This is a genomic window from Streptomyces sp. DH10 (assembly GCF_029813805.1).
Classification (GTDB): Bacteria; Actinomycetota; Actinomycetes; order Streptomycetales; family Streptomycetaceae; genus Streptomyces; species Streptomyces coeruleofuscus.
The window spans coordinates 124,694-151,629 of the sequence record NZ_JARVKU010000004.1; the positions used below are offsets into that span (position 1 = coordinate 124,694).

Here is a 26,936-nt window from a genome sequence, read left to right on the forward strand (position 1 = left end):
GCGTGGACCCCTGTCGAGACGAGGTCCGTCAGGAGATATCTTGATGTCGAGCAATGTTGCAGACGTGGAGCGGAGCACCCGGTGACTGACTCGACCATCATCTATACGCACACTGACGAGGCCCCGGCCCTGGCAACGTATTCCTTCCTGCCGGTGGTCCAGGCGTACGCCTCGCAGGCGGGTGTCGCGGTCGAGACCCGCGACATCTCGCTGGCCGGGCGCATCATCGCCCTGTTCCCGGAGTACCTCACCGAGGACCAGCGCATCCCCGACGCGCTCGCGGAGCTCGGCCAGCTGGCCAAGACGCCCGCCGCCAACATCATCAAGCTGCCGAACATCTCGGCGTCGATCCCGCAGCTCAAGGCGGCCATCGCCGAGCTCCAAGGCCAGGGCTACGCGCTGCCGGCCTACCCGGACGACCCGAAGACCGACGAGGAGCGCGAGATCCGCGCCCGCTACGACAAGGTCAAGGGTTCCGCCGTGAACCCGGTCCTGCGTGAGGGCAACTCGGACCGCCGTGCCCCCGCGTCGGTGAAGAACTACGCCAAGTCCCACCCGCACCGCATGGGTGCCTGGTCCGCCGAGTCCAAGACGGACGTGGCGACCATGGGCCAGAACGACTTCCGCTCCACCGAGAAGTCCGTGGTGATCGCCGAGGACGGCGCGCTGCGCATCGAGCTCGTCGGCGACGACGGCACCACCACCGTGCTGCGCGAGTCCGTACCCGTCCAGAAGGGCGAGGTCGTCGACGCCTCCGTGATGCGGGTCGCCGCGCTGCGCGAGTTCCTGACCGAGCAGGTCGCCAAGGCCAAGGCCGAGGGCGTGCTGTTCTCGGTGCACCTGAAGGCGACGATGATGAAGGTCTCCGACCCGATCGTCTTCGGCCACGTGGTGCGCGCCTTCTTCCCGAAGACGTTCGCGAAGTACGGCGACAAGCTCGCCGCGGCCGGCCTGACCCCGAACGACGGTCTGGGCGGCATCTACAAGGGCCTGGACGCCCTGCCCGAGGGCGCCGAGATCAAGGCCTCCTTCGACGCCGAGCTCACCGAGGGCCCGGAGCTGGCGATGGTCGACTCCGACAAGGGCATCACGAACCTGCACGTGCCCTCCGACGTCATCATCGACGCCTCCATGCCGGCCATGATCCGCACCTCCGGCCACATGTGGGGCCCGGACGGGCAGGAGCACGACGCCCTGGCGGTCATCCCGGACTCCTCCTACGCGGGCGTCTACCAGGCCGTGATCGAGGACTGCAAGGCCAACGGCGCCTTCGACCCGTCCACCATGGGCACGGTGCCGAACGTCGGCCTCATGGCGCAGAAGGCCGAGGAGTACGGCAGCCACGACAAGACCTTCGAGATCGCCACCACGGGTACGGTCCGCCTGGTCGACCAGAACGGCACCGCGCTCATCGAGCAGGCCGTCGCGGCCGGTGACATCTTCCGCGCCTGCCAGACCAAGGACGCGCCGATCAGGGACTGGGTGAAGCTGGCCGTCACCCGCGCCCGCGCCACCGGCGACCCGGCGGTGTTCTGGCTGGACGAGACCCGCGCGCACGACGCCAACCTGATCGCCAAGGTCGAGCAGTACCTGCCGGAGCACGACACCGAGGGCCTGGACATCCGGATCCTGAACCCGGTCGAGGCCACGAAGCTGTCGGTGGAGCGCATCCGGCGCGGCGAGAACACCATCTCCGTCACCGGCAACGTGCTGCGCGACTACCTCACCGACCTGTTCCCGATCCTGGAGCTGGGCACCAGCGCCAAGATGCTGTCGGTCGTCCCGCTCATGGCGGGCGGCGGCCTGTTCGAGACGGGTGCGGGCGGCTCGGCGCCGAAGCACGTGCAGCAGCTGGTCAAGGAGAACTACCTGCGCTGGGACTCCCTGGGTGAGTTCTTCGCCCTGGTGCCGTCCCTCGAGCAGTTCGCCAAGGTGACGGGCAACGCCCGCGCCCAGGTCCTCGCCGACACCCTCGACCGCGCCACGGCGACCTTCCTCAACGAGGACAAGTCCCCGACCCGGCGCGTCGGCGGCATCGACAACCGCGGCAGCCACTTCTACCTGTCCCTGTACTGGGCGCAGGAGCTGGCCCGGCAGACCGACGACGCGGACCTGGCGAAGGCCTTCGGCCCGATCGCCGAGACGCTGGCCGCCAACGAGCAGAAGATCGTCGAAGAGCTGAACGCCGTCCAGGGCAAGCCGGCCGACATCGGCGGCTACTACCAGCCCGACCCGGCGAAGGCCGCTGAGGTCATGCGCCCGTCCGCCACGTGGAACGAGGCGCTGGCGTCCCTGAGCTGACGCCCGGGGCACTTCGGTCCCTCCGCTCCGCCCCGGCCGGCGCACCGCCCGGCCGGGGCGGAGTTATGTTCGAAGTGGCCGGGCTTTCGATCGAAGCCCCTCGACACCACCCCCCGTGGAGCCGCCGCGTGACCGACGACCTCCGGTCCTTCGACGTCCTGCCCGGCGCCGGGCACTCCCCCGTGATCCTGCATGTCCCGCACTCGGCGCGGGAGATACCGCCGTCCGTACGGGCGGGCATCGTGCTGGGCGACGACGAGCTCGCGCGGGAGCTGGACCACATCACCGACGCGCACACGGCTCGGATCGCCGAGGCGGCGGCCCGGGCGGCGGGCGTCGTCCCGTGGCGGTTCGTCAATCGGCTGTCTCGGCTGGTCGTCGACCCCGAGCGCTTCCCCGACGAACGGGAGGAGATGCGGGCCGTCGGCATGGGCGCGGTCTACACCCGGACCACGCACGGCGCCGTGCTGCGGTCCGGGGACGTCGAGGCCGGGCCGCTCGTCCAGCGGTACTTCCTGCCGTACGCGCGGGCGATGACGCGGGCCGTGGCGGACCGGCTGGCGGCCACCGGGCGGGCCGTGATCATCGACGTGCACTCGTATCCCCGCGCCCGGCTGCCGTACGAGCTGCACGGGGAGGGGCCCCGGCCGCCGGTGTGTCTCGGCACCGACTCCTTCCACACCTCTCCCGGGCTGCTGGACGCCGCGCGGCAGGTCTTCGGGGACATCGGGGAGACGGGGCTCGACAGCCCCTTCAGGGGCGCCTACGTGCCGCTCGAGTTCTACGGGACCGACCCGCGGGTCGAGTCGCTCATGGTGGAGATCCGCCGGGACACCTACATGACCGAGCCGGGCGGTCCCGCCGGTCCCGGTCTCGGGCGGCTCGCCGCCGCGCTGGCCCGCCTGGTCGACGCCGTGTCCTGACCGCCACCGGCTGGAGCACTCCCGCGCGACAAGCGGCGGGGCGCGGTGAGGGTGGGGACATGACGGAGGAGACCATCACGCTGACCGGCCAGACACCGCCCCCGGTACGGGACTGGCCCGCCCTCGACCTGGACGGGACGGCGTTCGACCCGGTCCTCGCGGAGCTGATGCGCGAGGGGCCGCTGACCAGGATCCGGCTGCCGTACGGCGAGGGGTGGGTGTGGCTGGCCACCCGCCACGACGACGTCAAGCTGATCACAAACGATCCGCGGTTCAGCCGCGCGGAGGTGATTGGACGTCAGGTGATCGGACGTCAGATGACGCGGATAGCCCCGCACTTCAAGCCGAGGCCCGGTTCGCTCGCCTTCGCCGACCAGCCCGACCACAACCGGCTGCGCAAGGTCGTCGCGGGCGCCTTCACCGTCGGCGCGATGAAACGGCTGCGGCCGCGCGCGCAGGAGTTGCTCGACGGCCTGGTGGACGAGGTCGTACGGGGCCGCCGGCGACCTCGGCGAGACGGAGGCGGTCGGCCTCGGCGGACCGCTCCAGATCGGCGGCGGCGCGTCACCCACAACTGCGGGCAGATGCTCTATCTGCTGCTCACCCGGCCCGAGTTGCGGCAGACGTGGCACGAGCGGCCCGCGGCGCGCGACGCGCTGCTGGACGAGCTGCTGCGCTACGTCCCGCACCGCAGCTCCGTCGGACTGGCGCGGATCGCGCTGGAGGACGTCGACCTGCGCGGGCACCGCATCCGCGCGGGCGACCCGGTCTACGTCTCGTACCTCGCCGCCAACCGCGACCCGGACGTCTTCCCCGAGCCGGACCGGATCGACCCGGACCGTGACCCCAACCCGCACCTGTCCTTCGGCAACGGACCGCACCACTGCACCGGCGCCGTCCTCGCCCGCCTCCAGACCGAGCTCCTCGTCGAAACCCTGGGGACAGACTGCCCGTTCTACGAGTCGCCGTCCCCGCGGATCAGGTGGCCTGGCGCCGCAAGACGATGATCCGGGGACCGAGGACGCTGCCCTGCACCTGGTGACTGATGAACGCTAGGCACGCAGCCACTCCGTCACCACCACGTCCCCGCCCGTCCGCAGCCGCAGGGCGAACGGGCCCGGGGGCGGTGCGGCGGCGGTGAAGCGGCCCAGGTCGTCGGACGTGAGCGAGGAGCCGGGGCGTGGTCCGGTCAGGACCTCGATCCTGGCCGGCTGCGGCGGCAGCACCTGGCCCATCAGCCCGTGTGCGGTGACCTCGACGTCGACGGTCACCTCGCCCGCCTGGAAGGTCAGCATCCGGGGCGGGTCGCCGGCTCCCCGGACCGGCAGGGCGTCGACCAGCGAGTCGAAGGTGAGTTCCGCGACGCGGGCGTCCAGGTCGTGCAACGCGTAGGCGTCGACGGCGAGTTGCTGGAGCTGTGCCGGCAGGGGGTCCAGGACGGCGGCGGCCTGCCGGAGTTCCTCCTCCAGCAGCCCGGCGTCCAACGCCTCGTCCCCCCAGTCCTCTTCGCCGGACAGCTCGTCGTCGTTCATGTCGCTCATATCGCCCCCCGCGCTTCGAGCCGGGCCCGCAGGCGGCGCAGACAGCGCTGGCGCAGCGGCCCGATGCTGCCCACCGCGATCCCGAGCGCGGCGGACACCTCCTGGTAGCTGGGCGGCGGCGTGGCCATCAGCACCCGCAGCAACTGCCGGCACCGCTCGCCCAGTTCTTCGAACTCCTGCCACAGCCGCCGTACCCGTTCGCTCTGGGCGGCGGCCTCCTCGGAGTCGAGCAGCGACTGTTCCGGCGTGCCGTCCTCGCTGACCCGGTCCAGGAGTCGTGGATCGTCCGTCAGGGTCAGCCGCTGCGCGCTCCGGATGACCTTCAGGCACTCGTGGCGCGCGGTGCTCGCCAGCCACGCGCCCGCCTTGCCGGGTTCCCGGATCCGCCCGAGGTGCTGGGCGAAGCGGAACCATGCGGTCTGGTAGACCTCGTGGGCGTCCGCGTCGGACAGCCGGTGGGCCCGCACCACGGACCACACCAGGGGGCTCAGCCCTTCCACGAGCGCCTTCCAGGCCGCCGCGTCGCCGTCGGCGGCGGCCTGGACGAGCGCGCCGGCATCAGTACGGTCCACGGCAGCCCCACCCCTCGAGTACGGCAGGTCATCGTACGCCGTGGAGGGGGCGGTTCCGGCCCTCACAGGCCGGGGGCGAGAGGGACGACGGGGACGGGGCGCCAGGTGGGCGGGCGCAGCGCGGGTACGTGCGCCCCGCGCACTTCCGCGAACCCGGTATCGGCGGCGAGCAGTCGCCGCCGCGCCGCGCGCGGGTCGGTCTCCTTGTGCGCCGTCATGTGGGCGGCGACCAGACCGGCGGTCACGGGGGTGGCGAAGGAGGTGCCGCTCCACTGCGCGTACCCCTCGAACATCACCTGGTCCGGCTTGGCGGAGGCGTTCTCGTCGCTCAGCATGCCGGTGTGGCGGGGGTGACGGCAGGTGCAGCCGTAGGTGAAGCCGTAGCGGCAGGCGTCATACGTGGAGTGCTGGTACACATACGGGACGGGTGTCTCGAAACCGGTGAGGGCGCTGGTGAGGCGCTCGCCGGGGGCGTAGACCCGCACCCAGGGGCCGTGGTTGGTGAAGCAGGCGCCGGACTCGCCGTCGCTGCGCAGCGCGCCGACGGACAGCACGGAGTCCTCCCAGCCGGGCAGGCCGGCGTAGGCGGCGGGCCAGAAGGGGGTGGCGCTGCCGTTGTTGCCGGCGGCGGCGACCAGCAGGGTGCGCTGCTCGCGCAGTTCCCGCATGAAGTTCTCCACACCGAGCAGGCCGTCGGTGCGGCCGTTGGCGGTGCCGGCGGAGAGGCTGAGGACGTCGGGCCAGCCGCCGGCGTCGACGGCCTCGAAGAGCTTCTCGCCGAACTCCGACTCCAGGATGGCGCCGGCGTCGTTGAGGCTGCCGCACACGGTGATGTCGGTGTTGGGCGCGACGGCGGCGACGAGCCCGGCGATGAACGTGCCGTGCCCGACGTACTGCTGGAGGATGCCCTGCTCGTCGCACTCCTGGACCTGGGCGTCGCCTCCGGTGTGGGCGAGGAGCGTGCAGGAGCGGTAGTCGTGTGTGAGGCCGGTGTCGACGACGAGGACGCCGACGGCGCTGTCCGGGTCGTACGCCGTGTCCGCGGCCGCCGGGTTGGGCGGCTCGCTCGCCGGGACGGGCACGGGTTCGTCGCCTGGGCAGGCGTTGACCGCGATGTGCACCACGTGGTTGCGGGCGGCCATCCGGTGCCCGGTCCGGGCCTCGCGCTCGCGCACGGACCGAAGGGCCTGCGCGACGGCCCGGTCGGTTCCCCGGCTCCCCTCGCCGGGGTCGCCGACCCGGATCCGGGTGACGCCGCTGCGGTTGGCCCGTGGGCCGGCCCGGCGGACCTGGTCCTGGTCGAGGTCGGGTGCCGCCGTGAAATGCGCCCGTACGGTGTCCTCGACGATCCGGGCCTCCTCGCCGTCGCGGACGAGGACGACGCCCTTCTCGTACATGAATTCGGCCGAGTCGTCCGGTCCCATCGCCAGGGAGACGTCGGGCATCGAGCGCTGGATCTGGTCGAACTGCTCGTGGAATCGCTGAGGTGCCATGCGGGTCCTCCCACTGGGCGACGGCGTCGGTCGGTGCGGCGAACGGTCGTCGGTGCTCGTCGACAAGAGCCGCCGGGCGGCTTTTTGATACAGAGCCAACCCTGTGTGCCGCGGTTCGGGGGCCACTACCATCCGAGGAGTGACAGCGGGAAGCGGCTCGGTGCAGGAACTGCTGCCGATGGTGTTCGCCGACCCGGGCGAGGCTCTCGCGAGGGCCCGGGCGCTGCTCGACGCCGATCCCTTGCCGCTGGACGCCTCCGTCGCCCATCAGGTGATCGGCATCTGGCAGCGGGACTTCGGTGATCTGCGGCTCGCGCTGAACCATCTGCGGCGGGCCAGGGAGTTCGCGGCGCGGGCGGACTCGGCCGACCGGGAGGCGGACGTGCTGGCCACCCTGGGGGTGGCGCTGGTGCACGCGGGCCGCACCCGGGAGGGCCTGGCCGCGTTCGAGCGGGGGGTCGCGCGGGGCGGCGGGCACACGCGGGCGCGGGTGCTGTACCGGCGGGCGTACGTGTGGTGGGTGCTCGGTCACCATCGCGAGGCGCTGGAGGACGTACGCCGGGCGATTCCCGTGCTGCGGCAGGCGGAGGACGTGATCTGGACGGCGCGGGCGCTGACCCTGCGGGCGACCGTGCACCTGGCGCTGGGCGCGGTGGAGCGGGCCGAGGCGGACTTCACCGCGGCCGAGGCGCTGTGGGACACCACCGGCCAGGAGCACGACAAGGCCGACGCGGTGGAGAGCCGGGGGCTCGCCGCGTTCCGGTCCGGTGACGTACCGGCGGCGCTGCGGCTGCTCGACGAAGCGGAGGAGCGGTACGCCCGGCTGGGCACGCCGACGTTCATGCTGAACATCCGGCGCTGCGAGGTGCTGATGGCGGCCGGGCTGGCTCCGGAGGCGCTGGCCGAGGCGGACGCTGCGATCGGGAAGCTGGACGGGATCGGCGGGCAGTCCACCCGCAAGGCGGAACTGCTGCTGACCGCCGCGCGGGCCGCCCGGCTGGCCGGGGACCCGCACACCGCGATCGCCCGTGCCGCCGTGGCGGTACGGCTGTTCGCCGGGCAGCGCCGCACCTGGTGGGAGACGCACGCCCGGCTGGTGCTGATCGAGGCGCGGCACGCGGCCGGGCGCGGCTCGGGACGGCTGGTCGCCGACGCCGCCGCGGTGGCCGGGAAGCTGGCCGAGTTCGGAGCGCCGGCCGCACCGGAGGCGTCGCTGCTGGCAGGACGTATCGCGCTGGGGCTGGGCTGGACGGCGGACGCGGAGCGGCACTTGGCCGTCGCCGCCCGCAGCCGGCGCAGCGGCCCGCCGCTGGCACGGATGACGGGCTGGGCGGCACAGGCGCTGCGGGCCCGGGCCGCCGGGTCCACCCGGGGCGTGCTGGAGGCGTGCCGGCGCGGCCTGGACGTGCTCGACGACCACCGGATGACGCTGGGCGCCTCGGAGTTGCGGGCCCGCGCCACCGAACAGGGCGCGGAACTGGCCGCGTTGGCCGGGCGGGCCAGCCTGGTCTCCGGTGGCCCGCGGCGGCTGCTGGTGTGGAGCGAGCGCTGGCGGGCCACCGTGCTGTCCACCCCGCCGACCCGGCCGCCCGCCGACCCGGAACTGCTCAGCGGCATGACCGCCTTCCGTGAGATCGCCTCGCGCGCGGAGGCCGCCCGGATGGAGGGCAGGCCGGTTCCGGCACTGGAGCGTGAACAGCGGCGCCTGGAGCGGCAGATCCGCTCCAGGACCCTGCACATGCGCGGCGAGGCCCCCGGTGGCGGCGACCGCTTCGACGTCGGCCGGCTGCTGGAGCGGCTGGGCGACGAGGTACGGCTGGTGGAACTCGCCGTGCTCGACGGGCGGGTGCAGGTGCTGCTGTGCGCGCAGGGGCGGGTGCGCAGGTTCGAGGCCGGGCTGCTGGCCGACGCGGAAACCGAGGCGGAGCACGTGCAGGCGGGGCTGCGGCGGCTGGCGCACCCCGGGGCTCAGGCGCGGCTTGCGGTGGTGGAGGCCGCGGGGCGGCGGCTGGAGGAGCTGCTGCTCGGGCCGGCCGCGGCGCACCTGGGCGGCGGTCCGGTGGTGATCGTGCCGCCGGGGCGGCTGCACCGGGTGCCGTGGGCGCTGCTGCCGTCGCTGCGGGAACGGGTGCATAGCGTGTCGCCGTCGGCGGGCAGCTGGCTGCGGGCCCGGGAGACCGCGCCGCCGCCGGACGGCCGCCATGTGCTCGTGCGCGGCCCGGGCCTGGCCACGGGCGGCGCCGAGGTGCCCGAACTGGCCGGCCGGTACGCCTGTGCGACGGTCCTGGAGGACGACGAGGCGCGGGTGCCGCGCGTGCTGGAGGAGCTGGACGGGGCCGCGCTGGCGCACATCGCCGCGCACGGCACGTTCCGCGCGGACAGCCCGCTGTTCTCCTCCCTGCGGATGGCCGACGGCCCGATCGTGGTGCACGACTTCGAGCGTCTGGACCGCAGCCCCTACCGGATCATCCTGTCCTGCTGCGACACCGCTCTCCTCGCCTCCGTCGGCGCCGACGAACTGCTCGGCCTGGTCACCGCGCTGCTGCCGCTCGGCACGGCCGGGGTGGTGGCGTGCAGCGCGCCCGTCAACGACGCCGCCGTGGTGCCGTTGATGCTCGCGCTGCACAAGGGTCTGGGCGCCGGCCTGTCCCTGGCGGAGGCGCTGCGCGACGCCCGGGCCGCCCTGCCGGGCGACGCGCTGCACCAGGCCACGGGGTGGGCGTTCTCGGCGTTCGGGGCGGCCTGACCCGTCCCCTGTTCGGGTCAGGCCGCCGGTCTGGGTGGTGGCCCTCAGGCAGGCTGGGCTTGCGGGACTTCCGTCAGCCAGGGCAGGGCGCCGCGGTCGCTGGCGCCGAGGCGGGCGTAGGCGCTGTACAGGTGGTTGCCGACAGTCCGGATCGACAGGGTGAGGCGCTCGGCGATCTGCCGGTTGCTCAGGCCCGCCGCCGCGAGCGTGACGATCTGCCGCTGCCGGGCGGTGAGTTCGCCGAGGACCAGCCCGGACAGGGCAGGTGTGCGGGCGCCCTGGCAGCGCCGGGCCAGGGCGACGGCCCGGGTGCGGGAGTGGCGGGCGGCGCTCGGATCACGGTGGGCGCGCGCGGCCTGGGCGTGCGCCTCCGCGGCGAACAGCGTGAAACCGCGCCGCTCCAGCTCCTCGGCCACCTCGTCCAGAGCCGGGCCGTCGGCACGGGTGAGCGCGTCGGCGTGCCGGGCGAACACGCCGGTCAGCCGGTCGATGACCTTCTCGGGGGCGCCGAGACGGACGGCGTCGTAGGGGTCGGTGAGGGCTTCGAGGTCCAGGTCCCCCCGGCTGTCCACCGGTGCGCAGGCGCGGGCGAGTTCCTCCCGGCACGACGCGTCCCCGGGATCGCCCCGCAGGCCCTCTCGCGCCCAGGCCTCCGCCTCCCTCAACTCGCCCCGCAGCCGGGCGAACCGGGCGCGTACGGCGGCGTACCGGCCGGGCAGCGGGCCGCCCTCGGCGACCAGCCACTCCCCCACGGGCGTGGGCATCGCCCGTACGTCGTCCTGGTCGATCCGGCGGGCCAGTGCGGCCGATTCGGCGTCGAGTGCCGAGGCGTACGCGTCCGGCGTCCGGGCCAGCCGGCGCGCCCGCAGCCGGCCGGCCGCGGCTCTGAGCACGGGGCCGTGGAGGGAGTGGGCGAGGCGGACGCCGCTCAGGTCGTCGACCTCGATCAGGCCGTCGGACTCCAGGACTTCGAGGGCTCCGAGGTCGAGGTCGTCCAGGGTCCGCGAGAGGGGTTCGGCGAAGGCGAGGCGGTCGAGGATCTCCCGTTCGAGCGGACAGGTGCGGCCGAGGACGTGGGCGGCGCGTTCGCGGACGGCCGTGGTCAGCGGCACCGGACCCCGCCACGCCCGTTCGCCGGTGCCCGGCACGACGGTCAACTGTCCGCGGACGGCCCCCAGCAGGTCGCGCAGCAGCCGCAGGTCGCCCCGGCTCAGGCGCCGCAACCGGTTGACGGTCAGCGGTTCGAGTGGCCCGGCCCCGGCCGCCGCGAGCAGTTGCGCGGTCTCCTCCTCGGGCAGCCGTTCCAGGGCGAGACGCGGCAGCAGCTCACCGGTCCACAGCCGGGAGACCGCACCCGGCACCGGGGTGCCGTCCGCGGCGACGACGAGCAGGCGGGTGCGGCCGTGCACGGCGAGCTGGTGGACCAGGGCGGCGGAGGCGTCGTCGAGCAGCTGGGCGTCGTCCACGACCAACGTCCGTACGTTCGAAAGGAGTTGGACCGCGCGGTGCAGGGTGACCGGCTCCGGCAGCAGATGGGCGAACGCGGCGAAGGGGATGGCCCGGCTCTCGGGCGTACCCGCCGCCCGGGCGCAGTCGGTGCCGCGGAGCGCCTCGGTGACGAGGCGGGTCTTGCCGCAGCCCGCCGGGCCCGTCACCACCATGCCGCGGCGTCCGCCGGCCAGGGACCGGCGGACCAGCTCCAGTTCGTCCTCCCGCCCGGCGAACGGCCAGGGCAGCTCCAGCGTCGTCGTGTCCCGCTCGTAAGTCGTCACACCTGCATGAGCGCCGCTACTCACTTCTGATACAGGGCGACTTGAGTAGCCCCCGACTCAGGCGCCCGGGACCGGCCGCGGGGCAGGCTGTGGCCATGACCGCACGCTACTGCTCGCTGGCACAGGCGCCGGCGCCCGCCTTCGCACCCGGGCTGGCGGCCGAGCGGCTGAGCGCACTCGCGAGCGGGCGGCGGATGTGGGTCAACGGCACGGTCCTGCACTACTGCTTCTTCGACCGCGACACCGACGCGTCCGTCATCCCCGTGCCGGGGACGGGGATGACGCGACGGGTGTCGTGGGTCGGCGCCAGGGAGCAGCGGGACGTGGTGCGCGAGTGTTTCGAGGAGTGGCGGAACCTCGGCATCGGGATCACCTTCGCCGAGGTCGACGACCCTTCCGAGGCCGAACTGCGCATCGGGTTCCAGTTCGGCGCCGGCTCCTGGTCGGCGGTGGGCCGGGACGCGCTGCAAGCCGGCCGACACGAGCGCACCATGAACTTCGGCTGGGACCTGACCGCGCCCGGGGAGCGCGGGACGGCCCTGCACGAGATCGGGCACGCGCTCGGCATGCTGCACGAGCACCAGAGCCCGTTCGCCGGCATCCACTGGGACGACGAGGCCGTGTACGCCGAACTGGCGGGCCCGCCCCACCACTGGAGCCGGGAGCGGACGTACTACAACATCCTGCGCAAGCTCGACCCGGACGAGGTCAACGGCTCCGTCTGGGACCCGCATTCGATCATGGAGTTCCCGTTCCCGTCGGGGCTGGTCCTGGAGCCGGAGCAGTACCGTGCGGGTCTCAACCCGCCCGGCACCCTGTCCGCCGCCGACAAGGAGTTCGCGCTCCGCTGGTATCCGCCGGCGCATCCGGCCGGCCCGCCCGCGCTGGTGCCGTTCCGCTCGGTGCCGCTCGGTCTCGGGCCGGGCGAGCAGGCCGACTTCGTCGTCGACCCGCCTCAGACCCGCACGTACACGCTGGGCACCTTCGGCGACAGCGACGCCGTCGTCGTGGTCTTCGAGGAGCGGGACGGGGAACCCCGCTACCTCGCCGGGCAGGACGACGGAGGAACTCCGCACAACGCCACGATCGGCGCCCGGCTCGTCAAGGGCCGCCGCTACTTCGTCCGCGTACGCCTGCACTCCGCCTGGGGTTCCGGCGAGACGGCGGTGATGTGCTGGTGACGGCACGGAAGCGCCGCGCGGGCGGCTGAGCCACAGTCCGGCGCCGGGGGAAGGGTCGAGGACGTCGCCTCATCGGGGGTGGGTGACGTCCTCGACCACGCCATGCGCCGTCGGCAACGCTGTACGTCGTCGGCCGCGCTGTACGTCGTCGGCCGCGCTGTACGTCGTCGGCCGCGCTGTACGTCGGCTGCCACGCCATACGTCGTCGGCCACGGCGTCCTGAACCGCCGGGTGCGGCCCGCCGGAGCGTGCGCCGCCATCCGCTCGTTCACGCCGATGTCCGGCCGGGGCGGGGGCGCACGGCCGACGGACGAGGTGCCGTCGCCGGCCTCGCCGAGGGCGGCGGGGCGGACGCGGGGCGCACCGGCCGTGGCGCCGTGGATCCGCCCCGGGGGTGAAGAGCGTTCAACGGCGGTCGCCGCCGGGCATCGTGCAAGGGAACGGCTGGCAATGGCGTTACGCCGTCCGGATGGTGACGCCTACGCTTGATTGCTCTCGCGGTTGCACGTCCGTACCAGAAAGCGCACGAGGTGCCGGCGGCCCGACTACGCTCACGGCGTAACACCGGGGGATGGGGGGAGCCAGTGGAGACGTCCCGACGCAACCGTGCCCGGCGGCCGAGACTGCCGGAGACGGTCCCGGCCGTTCTGCTCGGCGCGCTCGGCGCACTGGTCCTCGGCACGGTGATCGGCCTGGCGACGGATCCGTCGCGGATGGCCGGCACCACCGGATACGTCTTCGCCACCGGACTGCTGCTGGCCGTGGGCCTGTACGGCAGCACGCACGGCATCGACCTCGCCGACCTGCGCCGTGATCTGCGCGGTGTGGTGGCGGCCGTCACTCTGGGAGTCGTCCTCAAGGCTGCGCTCATCTCAGGGGTCATGGTCCTGGCGTTCGACCGCCCGGAGTACCTGATCCTCGGCATCGTCGTCGCGCAGATCGACCCGCTGTCGGTGGCCGCCCTCAGCAGGGACGGACACATGTCGCAGCGGGCCCGGTCCCTGCTCTCCGCGTGGGCCTCCTTCGACGATCCGATGACGGTCCTGCTGACCCTGTACGTCGCCGGATACGCCTACACGGCCGCCGGGCACGCGGGCACGCCCTCGGTGGTGGGCGGCGGCACCCGCGGTTACGCCCTCGGACTGGTGTTCAACGCGCTGTTGCTGGCCGGTGCCCTGCTGTTGTGGTGGGCGGGCGGCAGGCTGTGGCCCGCCCGGAAGGAGCTCGACGCCGACGGGACGCGGCGGCCGGCGACGCCGCTCGCCGCCGTGCTGGTCGTGGCCGTGCTCGTGCTCGCCGCCGCCAACATGCTGATGCTCGCCGTGGCCGTCGCCGGGCTGTTCCTGCGGGCGAAGGCGTTCACCCGTCCGCTCGCGCGGGCGGTCTCCAGCGCCTTCCTGCTCGCCACCGCCCTGCTGGGGCTGTTCGTCACCCAGGGCGTGTCACCGGGCCCGGGAGTACTGCTCGGCGCCACGGCGTTCGCGGCCCAGGCGGTGGTGGCCGTGCTGCTGATGCCCCTCTTCGTCCGCGGTCTGTCGGGAAGGGACCGGTTCCTGCTGGGAATCGGCCAGCAGAACGGCCTCACGGCCGTGCTGCTCGCCCTCACCCTCGAACGCGACTTCCCGAAGACGGTCGGCATCGTCGCCCCGGCCGTGGTGACGGTCAACCTGCTGCACTACGGGGCGCAGATCGGCTTCGGCTGCTGGTCGCGCCACCGGTCCCGGAGAAGCCGGCAACCCGGGGGCCGGCTGGAGCGTCTCCCCGGACGGCCGGCGGGCGAGGGCGGCGGACCGCCGGCACCTCCGGCCACGGCCGACGGACTGCGGTCCTCCGCGTAACCGAAGGGTGTGCGGCGGCCGGGCGCGGCCGCGGCCAAGGGCACGGGGAGGCCGGATGGGCGTACGGAGAGCGGGCGGGGGCGGGCGGCGTGCCGTGCTCGGTGTCCCGGCGCTCGCCCTGCTGCTGCTTCCCGCCGGCGCCGGGCCGGCCGTCACGGACACCGGCAGGAGTGATGTCCGGCTGGTGTACTGCCTGGCGGACGAGCACCGGGGCGAGCTCAGGGACGCGGCGCTGCGGATCGGTGTGGTGCGACGGCCCGCCGGGACGGGCGGCGGTGCGGAGGCCGTCGAGGTTCCCGGGCGCAAGGGCGGCGTGCTGTCGCTGGACGAGTGGGCCGAGCGGCACCGGGGCGACTTCGAGCGGGTGTGCGACGCGCTGCTGGCCGCCGCGGGCGACCCGCCGGGGGCGTCGGCGGACAAGAGCGGTTCGGGGCAGGGCGGGTTCCTCGACGCGGTGTACCTGCTCGCGGCGGGAGCCGCCCTCACCATCGCCGGGCAGATGACGGAACGGATCTCGGCGGAGCGGCGCACGCGTAACCAGCAACTGAAGGCGGCGGTGCGGGAATTCGGGAGGATCTCATGGCTGTATCTCACGGCGTACGAGCAGGATCCCGACGCGGACCACACCGAGGCGTTACGGGCCAGGGAGGCGCTCTCCGGCCTGCTGGCCCTGGTGCCCGGCCCGGCTCCGCGCCGGGAGGCGGCCCGGCGGCTGGCCGGCTCCCTGCCCCTGGCGGAACCACTGCCGGGCAGCCGGGACGGTCAACTCCTGGGACCGCACGAGAGAAAGAGCGAGGCGAACGCCGTGCGCACCACCTTGGACCGGCACACAGGCGACGTGGGCGAACTGCTGAGGCCCGCGCCCCTGTGGTGGCTGCGGAGCACACGCGGCAACGGCCGTCCCACAAGCGCCGGAGGACACCACGGATGACCAGCTCCGACTGGGCGAACCCCTACGGAGTGCGCAAACCGTACGGATCGAACGGCACGCACCACGGTCATGCCGGTGCGGACGGCGCGAACGGCGCCGTCGCACTCAGCGCCGACCACCCCCTGGTGCCGTGGAAACAGCCGGACCACGTGCACCAGTGGGTGGACGTGGACCACTCCCGGGAGGAACTGGACCGCTTCGGCGCGACCTGGCCGGGCCTCGGCGAACTCCTGGACCCGAGCGCTGATCACGGCCGTGTCGTGATCGTCAGCGGCCCGCCCGGCATGGGCAAGACGACGCTCATCCACCGGTGCATCTACGAGGCGAAACAGCGTGTGGCGGCGGCCGCGGCCGCGGCGGGGAACCCGCTCCCCGTGTTCGTGCCGACCGCGGGGCTGGAGAACGACGGCCGCCGGATCAGTGTCGACGCGGACGGGTCGTTCGCGCCGACCGAGCGGATCAACGCCCGGATACGCAGGGAACTCGCGAAGAGACTCCGGCTCCATGACTTCCCCGAGTCCCGGGTCAAGGCGATCACCGACGAAGACGATCCGTGGCAGGCCTACAGCGAGATGAGTGATCTGCTGCTCCAGCGCAACGCGCTGCTCTTCGCCGTGATCCCGCACATACGGTGGAACGACGCAGACCTCAGGGCGGCGTTCCTGCGCACCTGTCTGAGCAATGCGCACCCGAGGATCGTACTTTTCGTCGAAGTGAGCCACGGCGCGGCGGAGACGGCGAGGGAAGTGGCCGCCACCCTCAGCGGATCGACGGCGGTCACCCATCTCGCGCTGCGCGAGCTGAACTCGGAGGACATCTGGCGGTTCAGCCGCAGCGCCCGGCCGGACCACGGCGGACCGCACGTCCTGGTCGAGCCGGACAGGAGTTCTCTGATGGCGGCGCACGACGAGTGGAAGCCTCGGGACGTACGCGAACTGCGGAAGGTCTTCCACTCGGCGGCGGACGCGCTCCGCTGCGCACCGCACCCCTGGCCGATCGACGCCGACGCGCTCAGACCCCACTGGGAGCGGCGGCGGGCCGGCCGTGACGCCCTGCTCCGTGATCCGATCCGGCCCCGCCCCGGCGGCTGACGCCCGCACGCCACCCCGACCGCGCCTGACAGGACCCGCAAGGAGTGCCATCGTGGCCGCAAGCAGCGCAGACACCTGGTACAGCAACCCTTTCCCCCTGGTGCCGGTCGTGCGGCTCGGCCCCTCGGCTGATCTCGGTGACGCCCCGGTCGAGGCGGCGGACTCGGGCAACGCCCATGTCCCCACCCGGATCCTGGGGGAACTCCAGGACCTGGTGCACGACTACCTGACCGAAAGGCCCCGGGGCGGCCGGCGCGGCCGGGCCATCGCCGTGGTCGGAGAGTTCGGCCTGGGCAAGAGCCACGCGGCGCGGGAGGTGTGCAACAGGCTGGCCCGTCCGGACGGCCCGGCCATGTGGATCGTCGACGAGCCGGCGCAGGACTTCGGCCGTATGTACCGCGACCGGATGCGCGGTCCCGCGGACAGCCCGGAGGGCCGGGCCGCGTTCGAGGAGCTCGTCCGGGACTACTACGCCTACGTGACGGCTGTCCGGGTCGGCGAGCAGAGCTCCGATCCGCGGCCCGGCCGGGCGGACGACGTCCCGCTCGACGACATCGCCCTCGACGACATCGCCACCGGGCTGCGCGACCGCGTGCTCGACCCGGACAAGGTGGTCTCGGCCCTGCGCTACGACCCCGAGGTGCTGCAAGCCGATCTGCGGGTCACCCTCGGCGAGGTGACGGAGCACCGGCGGTTCGCCACCGCGCTCGCCCTGCTCCAGGACCCCAGGTTCACCTCGATGGTGTGGGCGTGGCTGACCGGTGACGAGCCCGCCGAGCAGCTCAGGGAACGCGGCATCAAGGACGCCGTCACGGGCATCGACCCGGTCTTCGACGCGCTGGCCGTCCAGGGCTTCCTGCACGGCAGGGTCGGCAAGCCGTACGTGCTGCTGATCGACTCGCTGGAGAAGGTGCTGGACTGGCCGGAGGAGTCCCGGCGGACGTTCGTCGACGCCTTCGAGCGTCTGGTCAACGTCTATGTGAGCCGGGGCGGTCTGCTGGTGTTCTGCACCTCGCCGCGGGGGCTCAACGCGTTCCGCCCGAGCCTGCACGAGCGCGTGGTGCAACTGTGGCCGGCCCGCTTCACCGTGGAACTCACCGCCGAACTCGTCGCCGAGTACGTCGGTTCGGGTGCCCGCCCCGCCTCCGCCCAAGGCACCGACGCGGTCGAACGGTGGCCCGCGCCGTTCGGCGCCGAGTCGGTCGCGATCCTTCAGGAGCTCACCGGCGGTGTGCCCCGCGAGATCCTCAAGACCTGCCATCACGCCTGGCAGTTGAGCGAGGACCGCGGCGGCGTGGTCCGGGAGGTGACCGCGGCGACCGTGCTGAGGGCCGTACGCGAGCTGCACGACAACGTGTCCGAGGATCAGGTGCTCGCCACCATCCGGGAGGCGCTGGCCCTGGGGCAGTGGCGCATCGCCTCGCCCGACCCGGTCCCGGCGCGGGCGTCGTCCGACGACGGGTCGATGGTGGTGGCGTGCTGGCTGGAGCCCGTCCCGAACGCCTACATCGCGGTCGTGGTGACCGCGTCGGTGCTCGTCGCGGACGACCAGGAACGCATCACCGCGCGCGTCCGGGCACTGCGCAGCGCGCTGCATCCGGCGCAGGCCGAGGTGCTGCTCGTGGTCAACGGCCATGTGTCGCGGACCATGCGGGACCGGCTGGCGCGCTCTCTCGGCTCGCAGCCCCTGCTGTACCGCCCGGGCGACTTCCCGAGGACCGTGAACGAGGCCCTGGACCGGCTGCGGTCCCGCCTCACGGCGCTTCGTCAGGAGGCCGATCTCGCGGAACTGACCAGCGAGTTGCGCGGCGCGCTCGGCGAGCACAGCGCCCAGCTGGTCCAGCTGCGCAGGACGGTGAGCGATCTGGCCCGGCGCGATCTGGTCGCGGCGGCGCCCGGCCCGGCGCGTTCGGCGCTGCCGGAGCCCGTCGAGGGGCGGTTCGAGGAGGTGTTCGCCCTGCTCGACGCGGCCGTGGAACGGCTGGCCGGCCATCCGGACGACGCGGGCGAGGGCCCGCCGCCGCGGGCGGGGCGGGCCGATCTGACGGCGCTCGGGTGCGCCACCCTGGTCCGGCAGTTGACGGAGAGGTTCCGTGCGGGCGCCGACGCCTGGTTCCGTTCCGCCGCGCCCGGCGCGCCGACCGAGGAGCAGTGGGCACGGCTGCGCCGGGCCTGCCGGGAGTACGAGACGGCGGTGGAGGTGCTGCCCGTGCAGTCCCTCGGCACCGCCGGTCCGGTGCACCGTCCCACGGCGGCGCGCGCCGTGGAGACGCTCGCCGACGAGGTGTGGGGCGCGCTGGTCAGTGCCGTTCGGGCGCCGTGAGCTCGCGCAGTGCGCCCGCCAGCTCGTGCAGGCGGCTCTCCGCGTGGGTGACCTGCCGCTGGTCCAGCGTCACGCCGAGGACGTAGTCCCGCGGCGACAGCCAGGTCACGAACACGGCGCCCTCCTGGACGTCCAGGACCAGGCGGTCGGCGGGCGGCTGCACCACCAGCCGCAGCGCGTCGGTGAGCCGGGCGAGATGGCCGCGCAGGCCCTGGGCGAGGTCGCGGTAGGCGGTACGGCGTGTGCGCACGCTCACGTCGAGGAAGCGGGGGCCGAGCTCGGGGTTCTCGAAGACGTCGCCCGCGCAGACGAGTTTCCAGTCCCGGTAGAAGGCGGCGTACTGGAGGTCGAGGGTGTTGATGTGGCCGCCCCACAGGGCCCGCAGCCGCATCTCGGACAGTCCGTCGTGTTCGGCCGCCGCCGTCCCGAAGTCGATGCGCAGCCGCTCCTTGTGTTCCGGCAACGGTTCCGGGGAGCCCGTCAGGCCGCCGGGCAGTTCGTCGGGGAGGTGGTGCACCTGGGTGCGGATGGCGGAGACGAGGCCGTTCATGGCCGCGTCGGCCGCGGGCATCCCGCCGGGTGTGTCGGTGAGTGCGGACAGGTACTCCCCCGCCTTGACGCGACCGCCCCACAGCCCGCCGCGCGCGTTGGCGAGCACGACGCGCATCAGCTCGCCCGTGCCCACCGGCCGCATGAGGGCGTTCAGGTCCTGGGTGCACAGCAGGAGCCGGCTGCCGGGCAGGGACTCGTTGGCGATGTCCTCACCGTGCTCGGTGACGAGGCTGCTGAGCGGAGCGCAGCCGCCTCTGCGGAGAACGAAGTCGATGATTCCGTTGCTGTAGTGGGAGACCGACCTGAGGGCGGGGACGCCGGTGAAGGCCCCTTGGCACAGCTCGGTTATTCGGCCGTGTCCTTCCGGGGACCAGTGGGACTCGGTGAAGAGCTCGGTCTCCGGGTGCGGGGCTGCTGCCACGTACGCTCACCTTTCCGTCGGGGAACCGTCGTCCGGGCGACGGCGCCGGGCCCGGGTTTCCGGGCCTGGGTGCCGGGCCTGGACGCCGGTCCTAGATACCGGGCAGTTCCAGATCGATGTCGAAGTCCCTGGCCGGTGGGGCGGACCCGGCGCTCCGGGAGGTGAGCCAGGTGCGGTGCGCACCCACCCGCCGCCCGTCGGGCCGATGCCCCATGTCCAGGTCCCGCAAACGGCGCAGGGCGCGCTCGGCGAGTGCGACGGCCTCATCGGTCCGCCCGGCCGCGGCGAGGGTGGCCGCGAGGGAGTTCTCCGCGGCGGACACCCAGGCGTGGCTGTCGCCGAGGCGGTCCTCCAGGATGTGGAGCGCGGCCCTGCCGGTGGCCTCGGCCTCCTCGACGGCGCCCGTGGCCCGCAGGTACACCGCGTGCCGGACCCCGGCGAGTCCGGCGTAGGGGTGCCAGGCCCCGAGCATGCTCTCCAGCGCGCGGCTGCACTGGCGGGCCTCGTGTCCGGCCTCGTCGTGCTTGCCGAGCGCGTGCAGGTCGGCCGCCAGGCTGAAGCGGCAGCGCACGGTCTCGAGCTTGTCGGCGCCGAACCGGCTGACGGACTCGGCGAGCACCCGCCGGTCGCGCTCCAGGGCCTTCTCGTAGCCGTAGACGGTCTCGTGCGAGCGGGCGGAGTTGTACGTGATGCGGCGTTCGCTGATGGCCAGGCCGCGTTCGATGCTCAGCCGGGTGCCGGTCGCGACGTCGCCGTGCCGGTGCAGCCACTGCCGCAGCAGGTCCTGGGACTCCGCGTCGCGGCCCAGGGTCCGGTAGACCCAGGCGAGCAGGTCGGCGGACCGCCAGGCGGCCGGGTCGTCCTCGCCGCCGACGGCCTGGCGCAGGCGGAACCGGGCCAGGAGCCGGGCCAGTGCGTCGGGGGATCGTCCGCTCAGGGCCTCCGTGAAGGCGAGGTTGTGCTCGGCCTGAACGGTCACGCGGTGCTGCGGCCCGAGCAGCAGCGTCAGGCCCTCCAGCACCGGGCGGGCCTGGAACAGCGCGTCGGAGAACCTGCCGAGGGAGCGCAGGACGGCGCCGTAGGAGTCGGCGGACAGCAGTGTTCTCGGGTGCAGCGGGCCCAGCAGTCTGCGGTGGCCGCGCAGGGCCTGTTCGGCCAGCTGGCGGGCCTGTTCGTAGGAGCCTTCGAGGCGGTGGGCGCGTGCCGTGAGGTTGAGCAGGCGCAGGTACTCCGGTGACGGGTCGTCGTCTTCCGGGCGCCAGGCCGCCTGCGCCCGCTCGGAGATGTCGAGCAGACGGGCCAGGTCGGCGGTCTCGCCGCGCTGGCTGAGGGCGTTGATGTGGCGCAGCAGGGAACGCCGGACGCGGGGGCGGTGGTCCTCCCACAGCCGCAGCGAGTACACCTCGCGCGCCCAGTCGGCGGACAGGCCGCGGTCCTCGTCCGGGGTGAACTCGGCGAGGGTTTCGCGCAGCACCTGCTCGATGTGGGCGCGCTCGGCCGGTTCCATGCCGGCGCGCACGGCGTCCCGTACGGCGTGGTGCTGGCCGAGGGGCTGGTCGGGCCGGTCGAAGTCGACCTCCAGGAGACCGACCCGGGACAGGGCCCACAGGGCGACGCTCACCATGTGCTCGTCGGGCAGCCGCGTGTCGGCCGGGGACCGGCCCACGCTCGGGTTCCGGACCGCCGTCCCGTCGCGGGCCAGCTCCGCGAGGATGCGTCTCGACCTCAGCAGCTCCAGTCCCATGCCCCGTCCGGTGAGCAGGGACGCCGCGTTCAGCAGCCAGCCGAGGGCGTCGCTGGTGCGGCTCTCGGCGCGCCAGGCGGCGGCACCCGGGGTGTGCAGCACCGTCTGACGGGCGACCCGCACCATGACCGTCACGGGCGGGGCCGCGCCCTCGCGTTCGAGCAGGGCCTGCTGGGTGGTGCGGTACTCGGCGAGGAGGTGGGCGACGGCGGCACGGGACGCGTCCCGGTCGGCCATGCTGTCGTCGCGCCGGTGTGCCGCGGCGCGCTCGGCGAGGCAGAGGGCGGCGATGCGTACGGCCAGCGGGACGAAGCCCAGGACCTGTCCGACCCGCTGGGCCTGTTCCTCGTCGATCTCCGCGAGTTGCTCCGCCAGGACGGCCCGGCATTCGGCGGGCGACATGGCAGGCAGGGCGAAGGCCGCCATGCCGGCCGTGGCCGGGGCGGTGCGGCTGGTGATCAGTACGTGCCCGCGGGCGTGCGGGGTGGGCAGCAACTCCCGCAGACCGTCCGGGCTGTCGGCTCCGTCGTAGACGAGCAGCCAGCTCTGGGTGTCGGTGCGGGAGAGGTGCTCGAACAGCTCCGGGGAGGCGCCGTCGCCCGTCGTGGCCAGGTCCAGCCGGCCGGCGAGCCGGTTCAGACCGCGGCGGGCGCGGGGGATCTCCCAGGAGCGCACCCACCAGACCACGTCGTAGGCGGAGCCGAAGCGGTGGCACAGTTCCCGGACGATCTCGCTCTTGCCCCAGCCGCTCGCGGCGTGCACGACCAGCGGGGTGTGGTCCCGGCCGGCCGTGTGCAGTTCCTCCAGGAGAGCCCCGATGACGTCGTCCCTGCCGACGAAACCGCTGTAGCGGGGGCCCACGTTGGTCACGGCGGGCAGCCGCGGGAACCGTGGTCCGGGGGTGCCGTCCGCCGGGGGCGGGGCGCCGAGGCCGAGTCCCGACCACAGCCGGCGCACGGCCTCGTCCTCGTCGGTCCCGCGCAGGTCGATGCGCTCGTGGTGGGCCGCCCCCGGGTCCGGGAAGGGCTCGTCGGCCAGCACGATCCGGACGTCGGGGTGGGACAGCGCGGCGAGCTGGGCGAGCGCGGTGTGGTCCATGTCCGCCGGGGAGAGGAACAGCACGGCCGTGCCGGGAGCCGGCCGGTCGCCGGAGTAGGCGTCCTGGGCGCGCAGTTCGGTGCGGATGCCGCCGCGCCGGAACCGGTCCTCCAGCCAGGCGGCCCAGGGGGCGTGGCGCTGGGAGTGGACGATGGTGACCCGGCTGAGCGGTACCGGCCGCCGGTTGCGCAGCCAGTCGGCGAGCCGCTCGTAGTAGGGGCGCAGCCCGGTCACGGAGCCTTCCGGCTCGCTCTCGACGGCGAGTTGCCGGGTGTCCAGGTAGAGCGGGTTGTACGGGATCTCCAGGAAGGCGAGCTCGGACGTGCGGGAGGTCCGCGTGAGGGGGCCGAACTTGCGGCGCACCCGTTCGCGTGCGCCGCGCAGCCGGTCGTGCGACTCGACGTTGCTCTTCAGCCCGAGGGCCAGCAGACGCACGGGCCGGTGGGAGCGGCCGCCGCTCATCTGCTCGCCCAGGGCGGCGGCACCGTCGATGGACCAGGCCGTCATCGCGAAGCAGAGCACCAGCGAGTCGGCCAGGGAGCCAAGCCTGCCCTCCGGCGGAGCGCCGGGTGCGTCGGGCAGCGGTGCCTCGACGAGGACGTGGTCGTAGCGCAGCGCGGTGGTGTCCGAGGTGAGGGCGAGGAGGGACGCCGCGTCGGGGCGAGCCATGAAGGCGATCCGGCCGGGCTCCGGCTCGGGCACGGGCGCGCCGGCCGGCGTGCCGGTGACGGGCCGGGGCGCCGGGGTGCCGACGGGCTGGGGTGCCGGGGTGCCGGTCGGCATGCCGCCGAGGGGCTGGGGCGGCTGTGTCCCCTCCGGGCCGCCGGCCGGACCGGGCGTCGACGCCCCCGCCGCCGTGCCCGTCGCGCGCCCGTCCACGATCAGCACGCTGCGGTTGCCCGCGGCCAGCAGGTCCGCGACGTTGCGCACGGTCGTGCTGACGCCGAGGTTCTCCGCGGTGGAGCAGAAGAGGGCGAACCGTCCCGCGCGGTCGGCTGCGTGGATGTCGGGCATGGCCACTCCGCTTCGAGGCAGGTGCTGGACGGTGGAGCACGACAGTCAGGGACGGTCAGTATAGGGCGGGTTGCCCCTGATCAGGCGGTTTCGCGCAAGGGGGTGTCCGCCCCCGGAGCCGGTCACTGGCTCTCGCTGAACCCGGTGACGAAGGGGTCGCCCGGGGTGCGCCCCGTCCGCAGCCGGCGCAGGGTCTCCCCGAGCACGGAGGCCGACAGTGCCGCGACGTCGTCCAGCGGGACGTCCGTGAGGTCCAGCACGACGGACTCCAGGGTCGCCTCGCCCTGCTCGACACCCGCACCCGCTTCCTCGAGCTCTGCCATGGCGCATCCTCCGCGGTGCCCGACGGACCGCCGTTCGCGGCGGTCTCGCACGCCTGCGCGTCCGTGTCCGGGGACGTGGTGTCCCGTGGTGACGTCCCCACGGGACGACTCGAGGAAACGGCCGTTCCGGGAAACGGCTACTTTCGGGCGGTGGCGGCCCGGACGACGGAATCTCGATGTTGACGGTCTGTCACCGGCGCCGAATACTGAGCCAAATGGCGTGGGCCGGCCGGGCGGGCACCGGGCCGGTCGGCATGCGAACCGGGGGGTACGTATGAATCGACTGCGCCATGCGGAGCCACCGTGGCCGGTCGCGGCCGACGTCGCGGCGCGCGAAGCGGCCGGATGGACGCCCACTCCGTTCCACTCCTTCGTGCTGAAGCTGCACAGCCGCTGCGACCTCGCCTGCCAGTACTGCTACATGTACCGCTCGCAGGACAGCAGTTGGCGCGAACAGCCGCGCACCATGGCGTCCGGCACACTCGACCGCACGGCCGGGCGCATCGCCGAACACCTCGGGGCACACGGGGTGCGCGAGGCCGGGGTGGTGCTGCACGGAGGAGAGCCGCTGCTCGCCGGGGAAGCCGCCGTCGGCCGGGCCGCCTCGGTCCTGCGCGCCGCGGCCGGGCCCGGTGTACGGCTGCACCTCGCGCTCCAGACCAACGGCGTACGGCTGACCGAACGCTGGCTCGACCTGTGTGCCGCGCACGGCATCCGGGTCTCCGTCAGCCTGGACGGTGACCGCGCGGCACACGACCGGCACCGCCGTGGCGCCGACGGGCGCGGCAGCCACGCACGGGTCGCCGCCGCCCTGCACCGGCTGGCCGACGGGCCCCATCGCGAGCTGTTCGCGGGCCTGTTGTGCACCATCGACCTGCGCAACGACCCGGTGCGCTGCTATGAGCACCTGCTGACGTACCGCCCGCCCGCGGTGGACTTCCTGCTGCCGCAGGGCAACTGGCACACTCCCCCGCCCGGACTGCGGCCCGGCCTGCCGGGCACGCCGTACGCGGACTGGCTGTGGCAGGTGTTCGAGCGGTGGTACGGGGCCCGGCGGCGGGAGACGCGGGTGCGGCTGCTCGAGGACATGATGACGCTGCTGCTCGGCGGCGCCCCGGAGACGGAGGCGCTGGGCCTGGCCCCCGTGCGGTACGCCGTCGTGGAGACGGACGGCGCTCTCGCCCAGGACGACACGCTGCGCACCGCCTATCACGGCGCCGCGCGGACCGGCCTCCATGTCGAGCGCGACTCCTTCGACGCGCTGCTGCGCCACCCGGGCGTCGCGGCCCGCCAGTGGGGCGCCGACGGTGTGTCCGCGCAGTGCCGCGACTGCCGGCTGCTGCGGGTGTGCGGGGGCGGCCACTACGCCAACCGCTACCGCCCGGCCACCGGGTTCGCCAATCCCAGTGTCTACTGCGCCGACCTGGCCGCTCTCATCGTGCGGGTCAGGGAGCGGCTCGCCGGGGACCTGGACCGGCTGCGCGGTACCCCGGCGGAAGCGGCATGAGGCCCGGGCCGATCCGGGTGCCCGGCAGGCTCTTCACCGCGCTCGCGACGGGCGGCGGCGGGGCCGAGGCCCTGGACCTGCTCGCGCGCGCCGAGTACAGCCGCCGCCTGGCCTGCGCGCACGCGGTCACCGAGGCCGCCCGTGACATCGGCGGCGGTGTGGCCGAGGCGGCCGGGCGTGCCTGGGAACTCCTCGCGGCCGCCCATCGGGCCGACCCCCGGGCGGTGTCGGCCGTCCTCACGCACCCGTCGGCGGGCACGGCGCTGACCGGCCTGCTGGCCCGGCTGGACCACGTCGTCGAGGGCGAGGCCGGGGCGGTGGGCGAGCCGCCGGTCCACCGGTTCAGCTCCCTCGCCGCGGCGGCCGCGGTCCGCGCGGGCGTGTCCGCACGGGTGCGGTGGCCGCTGACGGCGGATCAGGTCTTCCTGCCCTCGCTCGGCGGCGCCCGCTTCCCCGGTGCCGGCCCCGGCGATCTGGCCGAAGTGGAGATCGATGCCGGCGGTGCGGCCCGGGTCGGGGTGGCGGGCCGGGGATCCGCTCCCGGCCCTGTGACCGTGCCGGAGGCGCCGTACGAGTCGTCGGGACGGTGGCGGGCGGCGCACCGGCTCGTCGTGCTGGACTCCGGCGCGCCCCTGCTCCTGGACGATGTGGACCCGCTGCGCTTCCCCGGCGTGCCCGAGCGGCCGCTGGGTCTGACGGCGGACGATCTGCGCTGGTGGGAGTCCACGGCCCGGGAGGCCTGCCGGCTGCTGCGGGCCCACCACCCGGAGACCTGCGCCGAACTCGCCGCCGGCCCACGCACGTTGGTGCCCCTCGGCCGCACCGGCAGCTTCAGCGGCAGCAGCGCGGAGGCGTTCGGCTCCATGGCGCTGTCCCGGCCGCGCACCGGGCGCGCTCTCGCCCTGTCCCTCGCCCACGAGTTGCAGCACAGCAAGTTCGCCGCCGTCCTGCACCTCTTCGACCTGTTCGAGCCCGGCGGGGACGAGCGCTACTACGCGCCCTGGCGTCCGGATCCCCGGCCCTTGATCGGCCTGTTCCACGGGGCGTACGCGCACCTGGGGGTGGCGGAGTTCTGGAACCGCCGGCGGGCCGTGGAGCAGGACACCGAGGAACTCGCACGGGCGCACGCCCAGTTCGCGCGGTGGCGTGCGGGGGCCCGGGAGGCCACGGAGGTCCTGCTGTCCTCGGGTCGCCTCACGGCACTGGGGCAGCACTTCGCCGAGACGATGCTGCGCACGCTGGACGCCCTGTGCCGGCTCCCGGTACCCGCCGAGGCCGGCCGCCGGGGTCTCGCCCTGGCCGCCGAGCACCGGGTGGAGTGGGTGCGCAGGAACGGGGTGCCGGAGGCGCTGCCGATCTGAAGCCGGCACGGACTTCCGCCATGTCGCCCCGCCCGCGCACCGAGCTACGGACGCTTCGACCCGGTAACCCTCACCCTGCACACCTCCGGTCAGGACATAGCATGGTGGGCTGATCACGCAGACCTCTTCGCGCGGCCTGTTCGACCCTCGCTCATCGCCTCGAGAACGACCCGGCCACCTGGCCCTTCGGCCGCTTCTCCGTCC

17 protein-coding genes and 1 pseudogene are annotated in these 26,936 nt (G+C 73.8%); 11 read left to right on the forward strand and 7 right to left on the reverse strand.

Annotation, left to right across the window (positions count from 1 at the left end):
- Nucleotides 1–81: 81 nt before the first annotated feature.
- From QC385_RS10035 to QC385_RS10045, 3 genes and pseudogenes are all read left to right on the forward strand, one after another.
- The gene (locus QC385_RS10035; RefSeq protein ID WP_279540909.1) at nt 82–2,301 is read left to right on the forward strand and encodes an NADP-dependent isocitrate dehydrogenase; all 2,220 of its coding nucleotides are present in this window, start codon (nt 82–84) and stop codon (nt 2,299–2,301) included.
- Nucleotides 2,302–2,429: 128 nt separating this feature from the next.
- Nucleotides 2,430–3,224, forward strand: a complete 795-nt coding sequence (locus QC385_RS10040) for an N-formylglutamate amidohydrolase (RefSeq protein WP_279540910.1) — start codon at nt 2,430–2,432, stop codon at nt 3,222–3,224.
- A 59-nt stretch (nt 3,225–3,283) separates the two neighbouring features.
- Nucleotides 3,284–4,266 (forward strand): annotated as a pseudogene (locus tag QC385_RS10045) (cytochrome P450).
- A gap of 10 nt (nt 4,267–4,276) precedes the next feature.
- Here the strand turns inward: QC385_RS10045 and QC385_RS10050 are convergent.
- From QC385_RS10050 to QC385_RS10060, 3 genes are all read right to left on the reverse strand, one after another.
- The gene (locus QC385_RS10050; RefSeq protein WP_279540911.1) at nt 4,277–4,765 is read right to left on the reverse strand and encodes a hypothetical protein; all 489 of its coding nucleotides are present in this window, start codon (nt 4,763–4,765) and stop codon (nt 4,277–4,279) included.
- Nucleotides 4,762–5,337: an RNA polymerase sigma factor gene (locus tag QC385_RS10055; RefSeq protein ID WP_279540912.1), complete on the reverse strand. Its 576-nt coding sequence runs from the start codon at nt 5,335–5,337 to the stop codon at nt 4,762–4,764. Before QC385_RS10055 ends, QC385_RS10050 begins: the two co-directional genes overlap by 4 nt.
- A 62-nt stretch (nt 5,338–5,399) precedes the next feature.
- Nucleotides 5,400–6,830 (reverse strand): S8/S53 family peptidase, encoded by a 1,431-nt coding sequence (locus QC385_RS10060; protein WP_279540913.1) that lies wholly within the window; start codon nt 6,828–6,830, stop codon nt 5,400–5,402.
- Nucleotides 6,831–7,008: 178 nt separating this feature from the next.
- Between QC385_RS10060 and QC385_RS10065 the strand changes: the two genes are divergently transcribed.
- Nucleotides 7,009–9,576 carry a CHAT domain-containing protein gene (locus tag QC385_RS10065; protein WP_279541240.1) on the forward strand — a complete coding sequence of 856 codons (2,568 nt, stop codon included), beginning with the start codon at nt 7,009–7,011 and terminating at the stop codon, nt 9,574–9,576.
- Nucleotides 9,577–9,620: 44 nt separating this feature from the next.
- Here the strand turns inward: QC385_RS10065 and QC385_RS10070 are convergent, their stop codons facing one another.
- Nucleotides 9,621–11,348 (reverse strand): LuxR family transcriptional regulator AbsR2, encoded by a 1,728-nt coding sequence (locus tag QC385_RS10070; protein ID WP_279540914.1) that lies wholly within the window; start codon nt 11,346–11,348, stop codon nt 9,621–9,623.
- Nucleotides 11,349–11,443: 95 nt separating this feature from the next.
- On the opposite strand from QC385_RS10070, the gene absR1 reads away from it, so the two are divergent.
- The 5 genes from absR1 (at nt 11,444) to QC385_RS10095 (ending at nt 18,712) form a co-directional block, all read left to right on the forward strand.
- The gene (absR1, locus tag QC385_RS10075) at nt 11,444–12,529 is read left to right on the forward strand and encodes a beta-glucuronidase AbsR1 (protein ID WP_279540915.1); all 1,086 of its coding nucleotides are present in this window, start codon (nt 11,444–11,446) and stop codon (nt 12,527–12,529) included.
- A 584-nt stretch (nt 12,530–13,113) separates the two neighbouring features.
- A complete protein-coding gene (locus tag QC385_RS10080) occupies nt 13,114–14,367 on the forward strand; it encodes a cation:proton antiporter (protein ID WP_279540916.1) in 1,254 nt (417 codons plus the stop codon).
- Between the two features lie 55 nt (nt 14,368–14,422).
- The gene (locus tag QC385_RS10085; protein WP_279540917.1) at nt 14,423–15,298 is read left to right on the forward strand and encodes a hypothetical protein; all 876 of its coding nucleotides are present in this window, start codon (nt 14,423–14,425) and stop codon (nt 15,296–15,298) included.
- Nucleotides 15,295–16,389, forward strand: coding sequence for a hypothetical protein (locus QC385_RS10090; RefSeq protein ID WP_279540918.1), 1,095 nt, complete (start codon nt 15,295–15,297; stop codon nt 16,387–16,389). Before QC385_RS10085 ends, QC385_RS10090 begins: the two co-directional genes overlap by 4 nt.
- Before the next feature lie 52 nt (nt 16,390–16,441).
- Entirely contained in the window at nt 16,442–18,712 is a 2,271-nt protein-coding gene (locus tag QC385_RS10095) for a hypothetical protein (protein ID WP_279540919.1), read from the forward strand.
- On the opposite strand, the gene QC385_RS10100 is transcribed toward QC385_RS10095, so the two are convergent.
- From QC385_RS10100 to fxsA, 3 genes are all read right to left on the reverse strand, one after another.
- Nucleotides 18,690–19,685, reverse strand: coding sequence for a hypothetical protein (locus QC385_RS10100; RefSeq protein WP_279540920.1), 996 nt, complete (start codon nt 19,683–19,685; stop codon nt 18,690–18,692). The genes QC385_RS10095 and QC385_RS10100 overlap by 23 nt on opposite strands.
- A gap of 91 nt (nt 19,686–19,776) precedes the next feature.
- A complete protein-coding gene (fxsT, locus tag QC385_RS10105) occupies nt 19,777–23,541 on the reverse strand; it encodes an FxSxx-COOH system tetratricopeptide repeat protein (protein ID WP_279540921.1) in 3,765 nt (1,254 codons plus the stop codon).
- Between the two features lie 122 nt (nt 23,542–23,663).
- Nucleotides 23,664–23,864, reverse strand: a complete 201-nt coding sequence (fxsA, locus tag QC385_RS10110) for an FxSxx-COOH cyclophane-containing RiPP peptide (protein WP_279540922.1) — start codon at nt 23,862–23,864, stop codon at nt 23,664–23,666.
- Nucleotides 23,865–24,138: 274 nt separating this feature from the next.
- Between fxsA and QC385_RS10115 the strand changes: the two genes are divergently transcribed.
- Together QC385_RS10115 and QC385_RS10120 are read left to right on the forward strand one after the other, a co-directional pair.
- Nucleotides 24,139–25,371: an FxsB family cyclophane-forming radical SAM/SPASM peptide maturase gene (locus tag QC385_RS10115; protein ID WP_279540923.1), complete on the forward strand. Its 1,233-nt coding sequence runs from the start codon at nt 24,139–24,141 to the stop codon at nt 25,369–25,371.
- Nucleotides 25,368–26,732, forward strand: a complete 1,365-nt coding sequence (locus QC385_RS10120; protein WP_279540924.1) for an HEXXH motif domain-containing protein — start codon at nt 25,368–25,370, stop codon at nt 26,730–26,732. The genes QC385_RS10115 and QC385_RS10120 overlap by 4 nt, the downstream gene beginning before the upstream one ends.
- Nucleotides 26,733–26,936 lie beyond the last annotated feature (204 nt).

Excerpts from the sequence above, each read along its gene's own strand:
- QC385_RS10050 (WP_279540911.1), bottom strand. The coding sequence starts at position 4,765 with ATGAGCGACATGAACGACGACGAGCTGTCCGGCGAAGAGGACTGGGGG.
- QC385_RS10060 (WP_279540913.1), bottom strand. The coding sequence starts at position 6,830 with ATGGCACCTCAGCGATTCCACGAGCAGTTCGACCAGATCCAGCGCTCG.
- QC385_RS10065 (WP_279541240.1), top strand. The coding sequence starts at position 7,009 with ATGGTGTTCGCCGACCCGGGCGAGGCTCTCGCGAGGGCCCGGGCGCTG.
- absR1 (WP_279540915.1), top strand. The coding sequence starts at position 11,444 with ATGACCGCACGCTACTGCTCGCTGGCACAGGCGCCGGCGCCCGCCTTC.
- QC385_RS10085 (WP_279540917.1), top strand. The coding sequence starts at position 14,423 with ATGGGCGTACGGAGAGCGGGCGGGGGCGGGCGGCGTGCCGTGCTCGGT.
- QC385_RS10090 (WP_279540918.1), top strand. The coding sequence starts at position 15,295 with ATGACCAGCTCCGACTGGGCGAACCCCTACGGAGTGCGCAAACCGTAC.
- fxsT (WP_279540921.1), bottom strand. The coding sequence starts at position 23,541 with ATGCCCGACATCCACGCAGCCGACCGCGCGGGACGGTTCGCCCTCTTC.
- fxsA (WP_279540922.1), bottom strand. The coding sequence starts at position 23,864 with ATGGCAGAGCTCGAGGAAGCGGGTGCGGGTGTCGAGCAGGGCGAGGCG.
- QC385_RS10115 (WP_279540923.1), top strand. The coding sequence starts at position 24,139 with ATGAATCGACTGCGCCATGCGGAGCCACCGTGGCCGGTCGCGGCCGAC.
- QC385_RS10120 (WP_279540924.1), top strand. The coding sequence starts at position 25,368 with ATGAGGCCCGGGCCGATCCGGGTGCCCGGCAGGCTCTTCACCGCGCTC.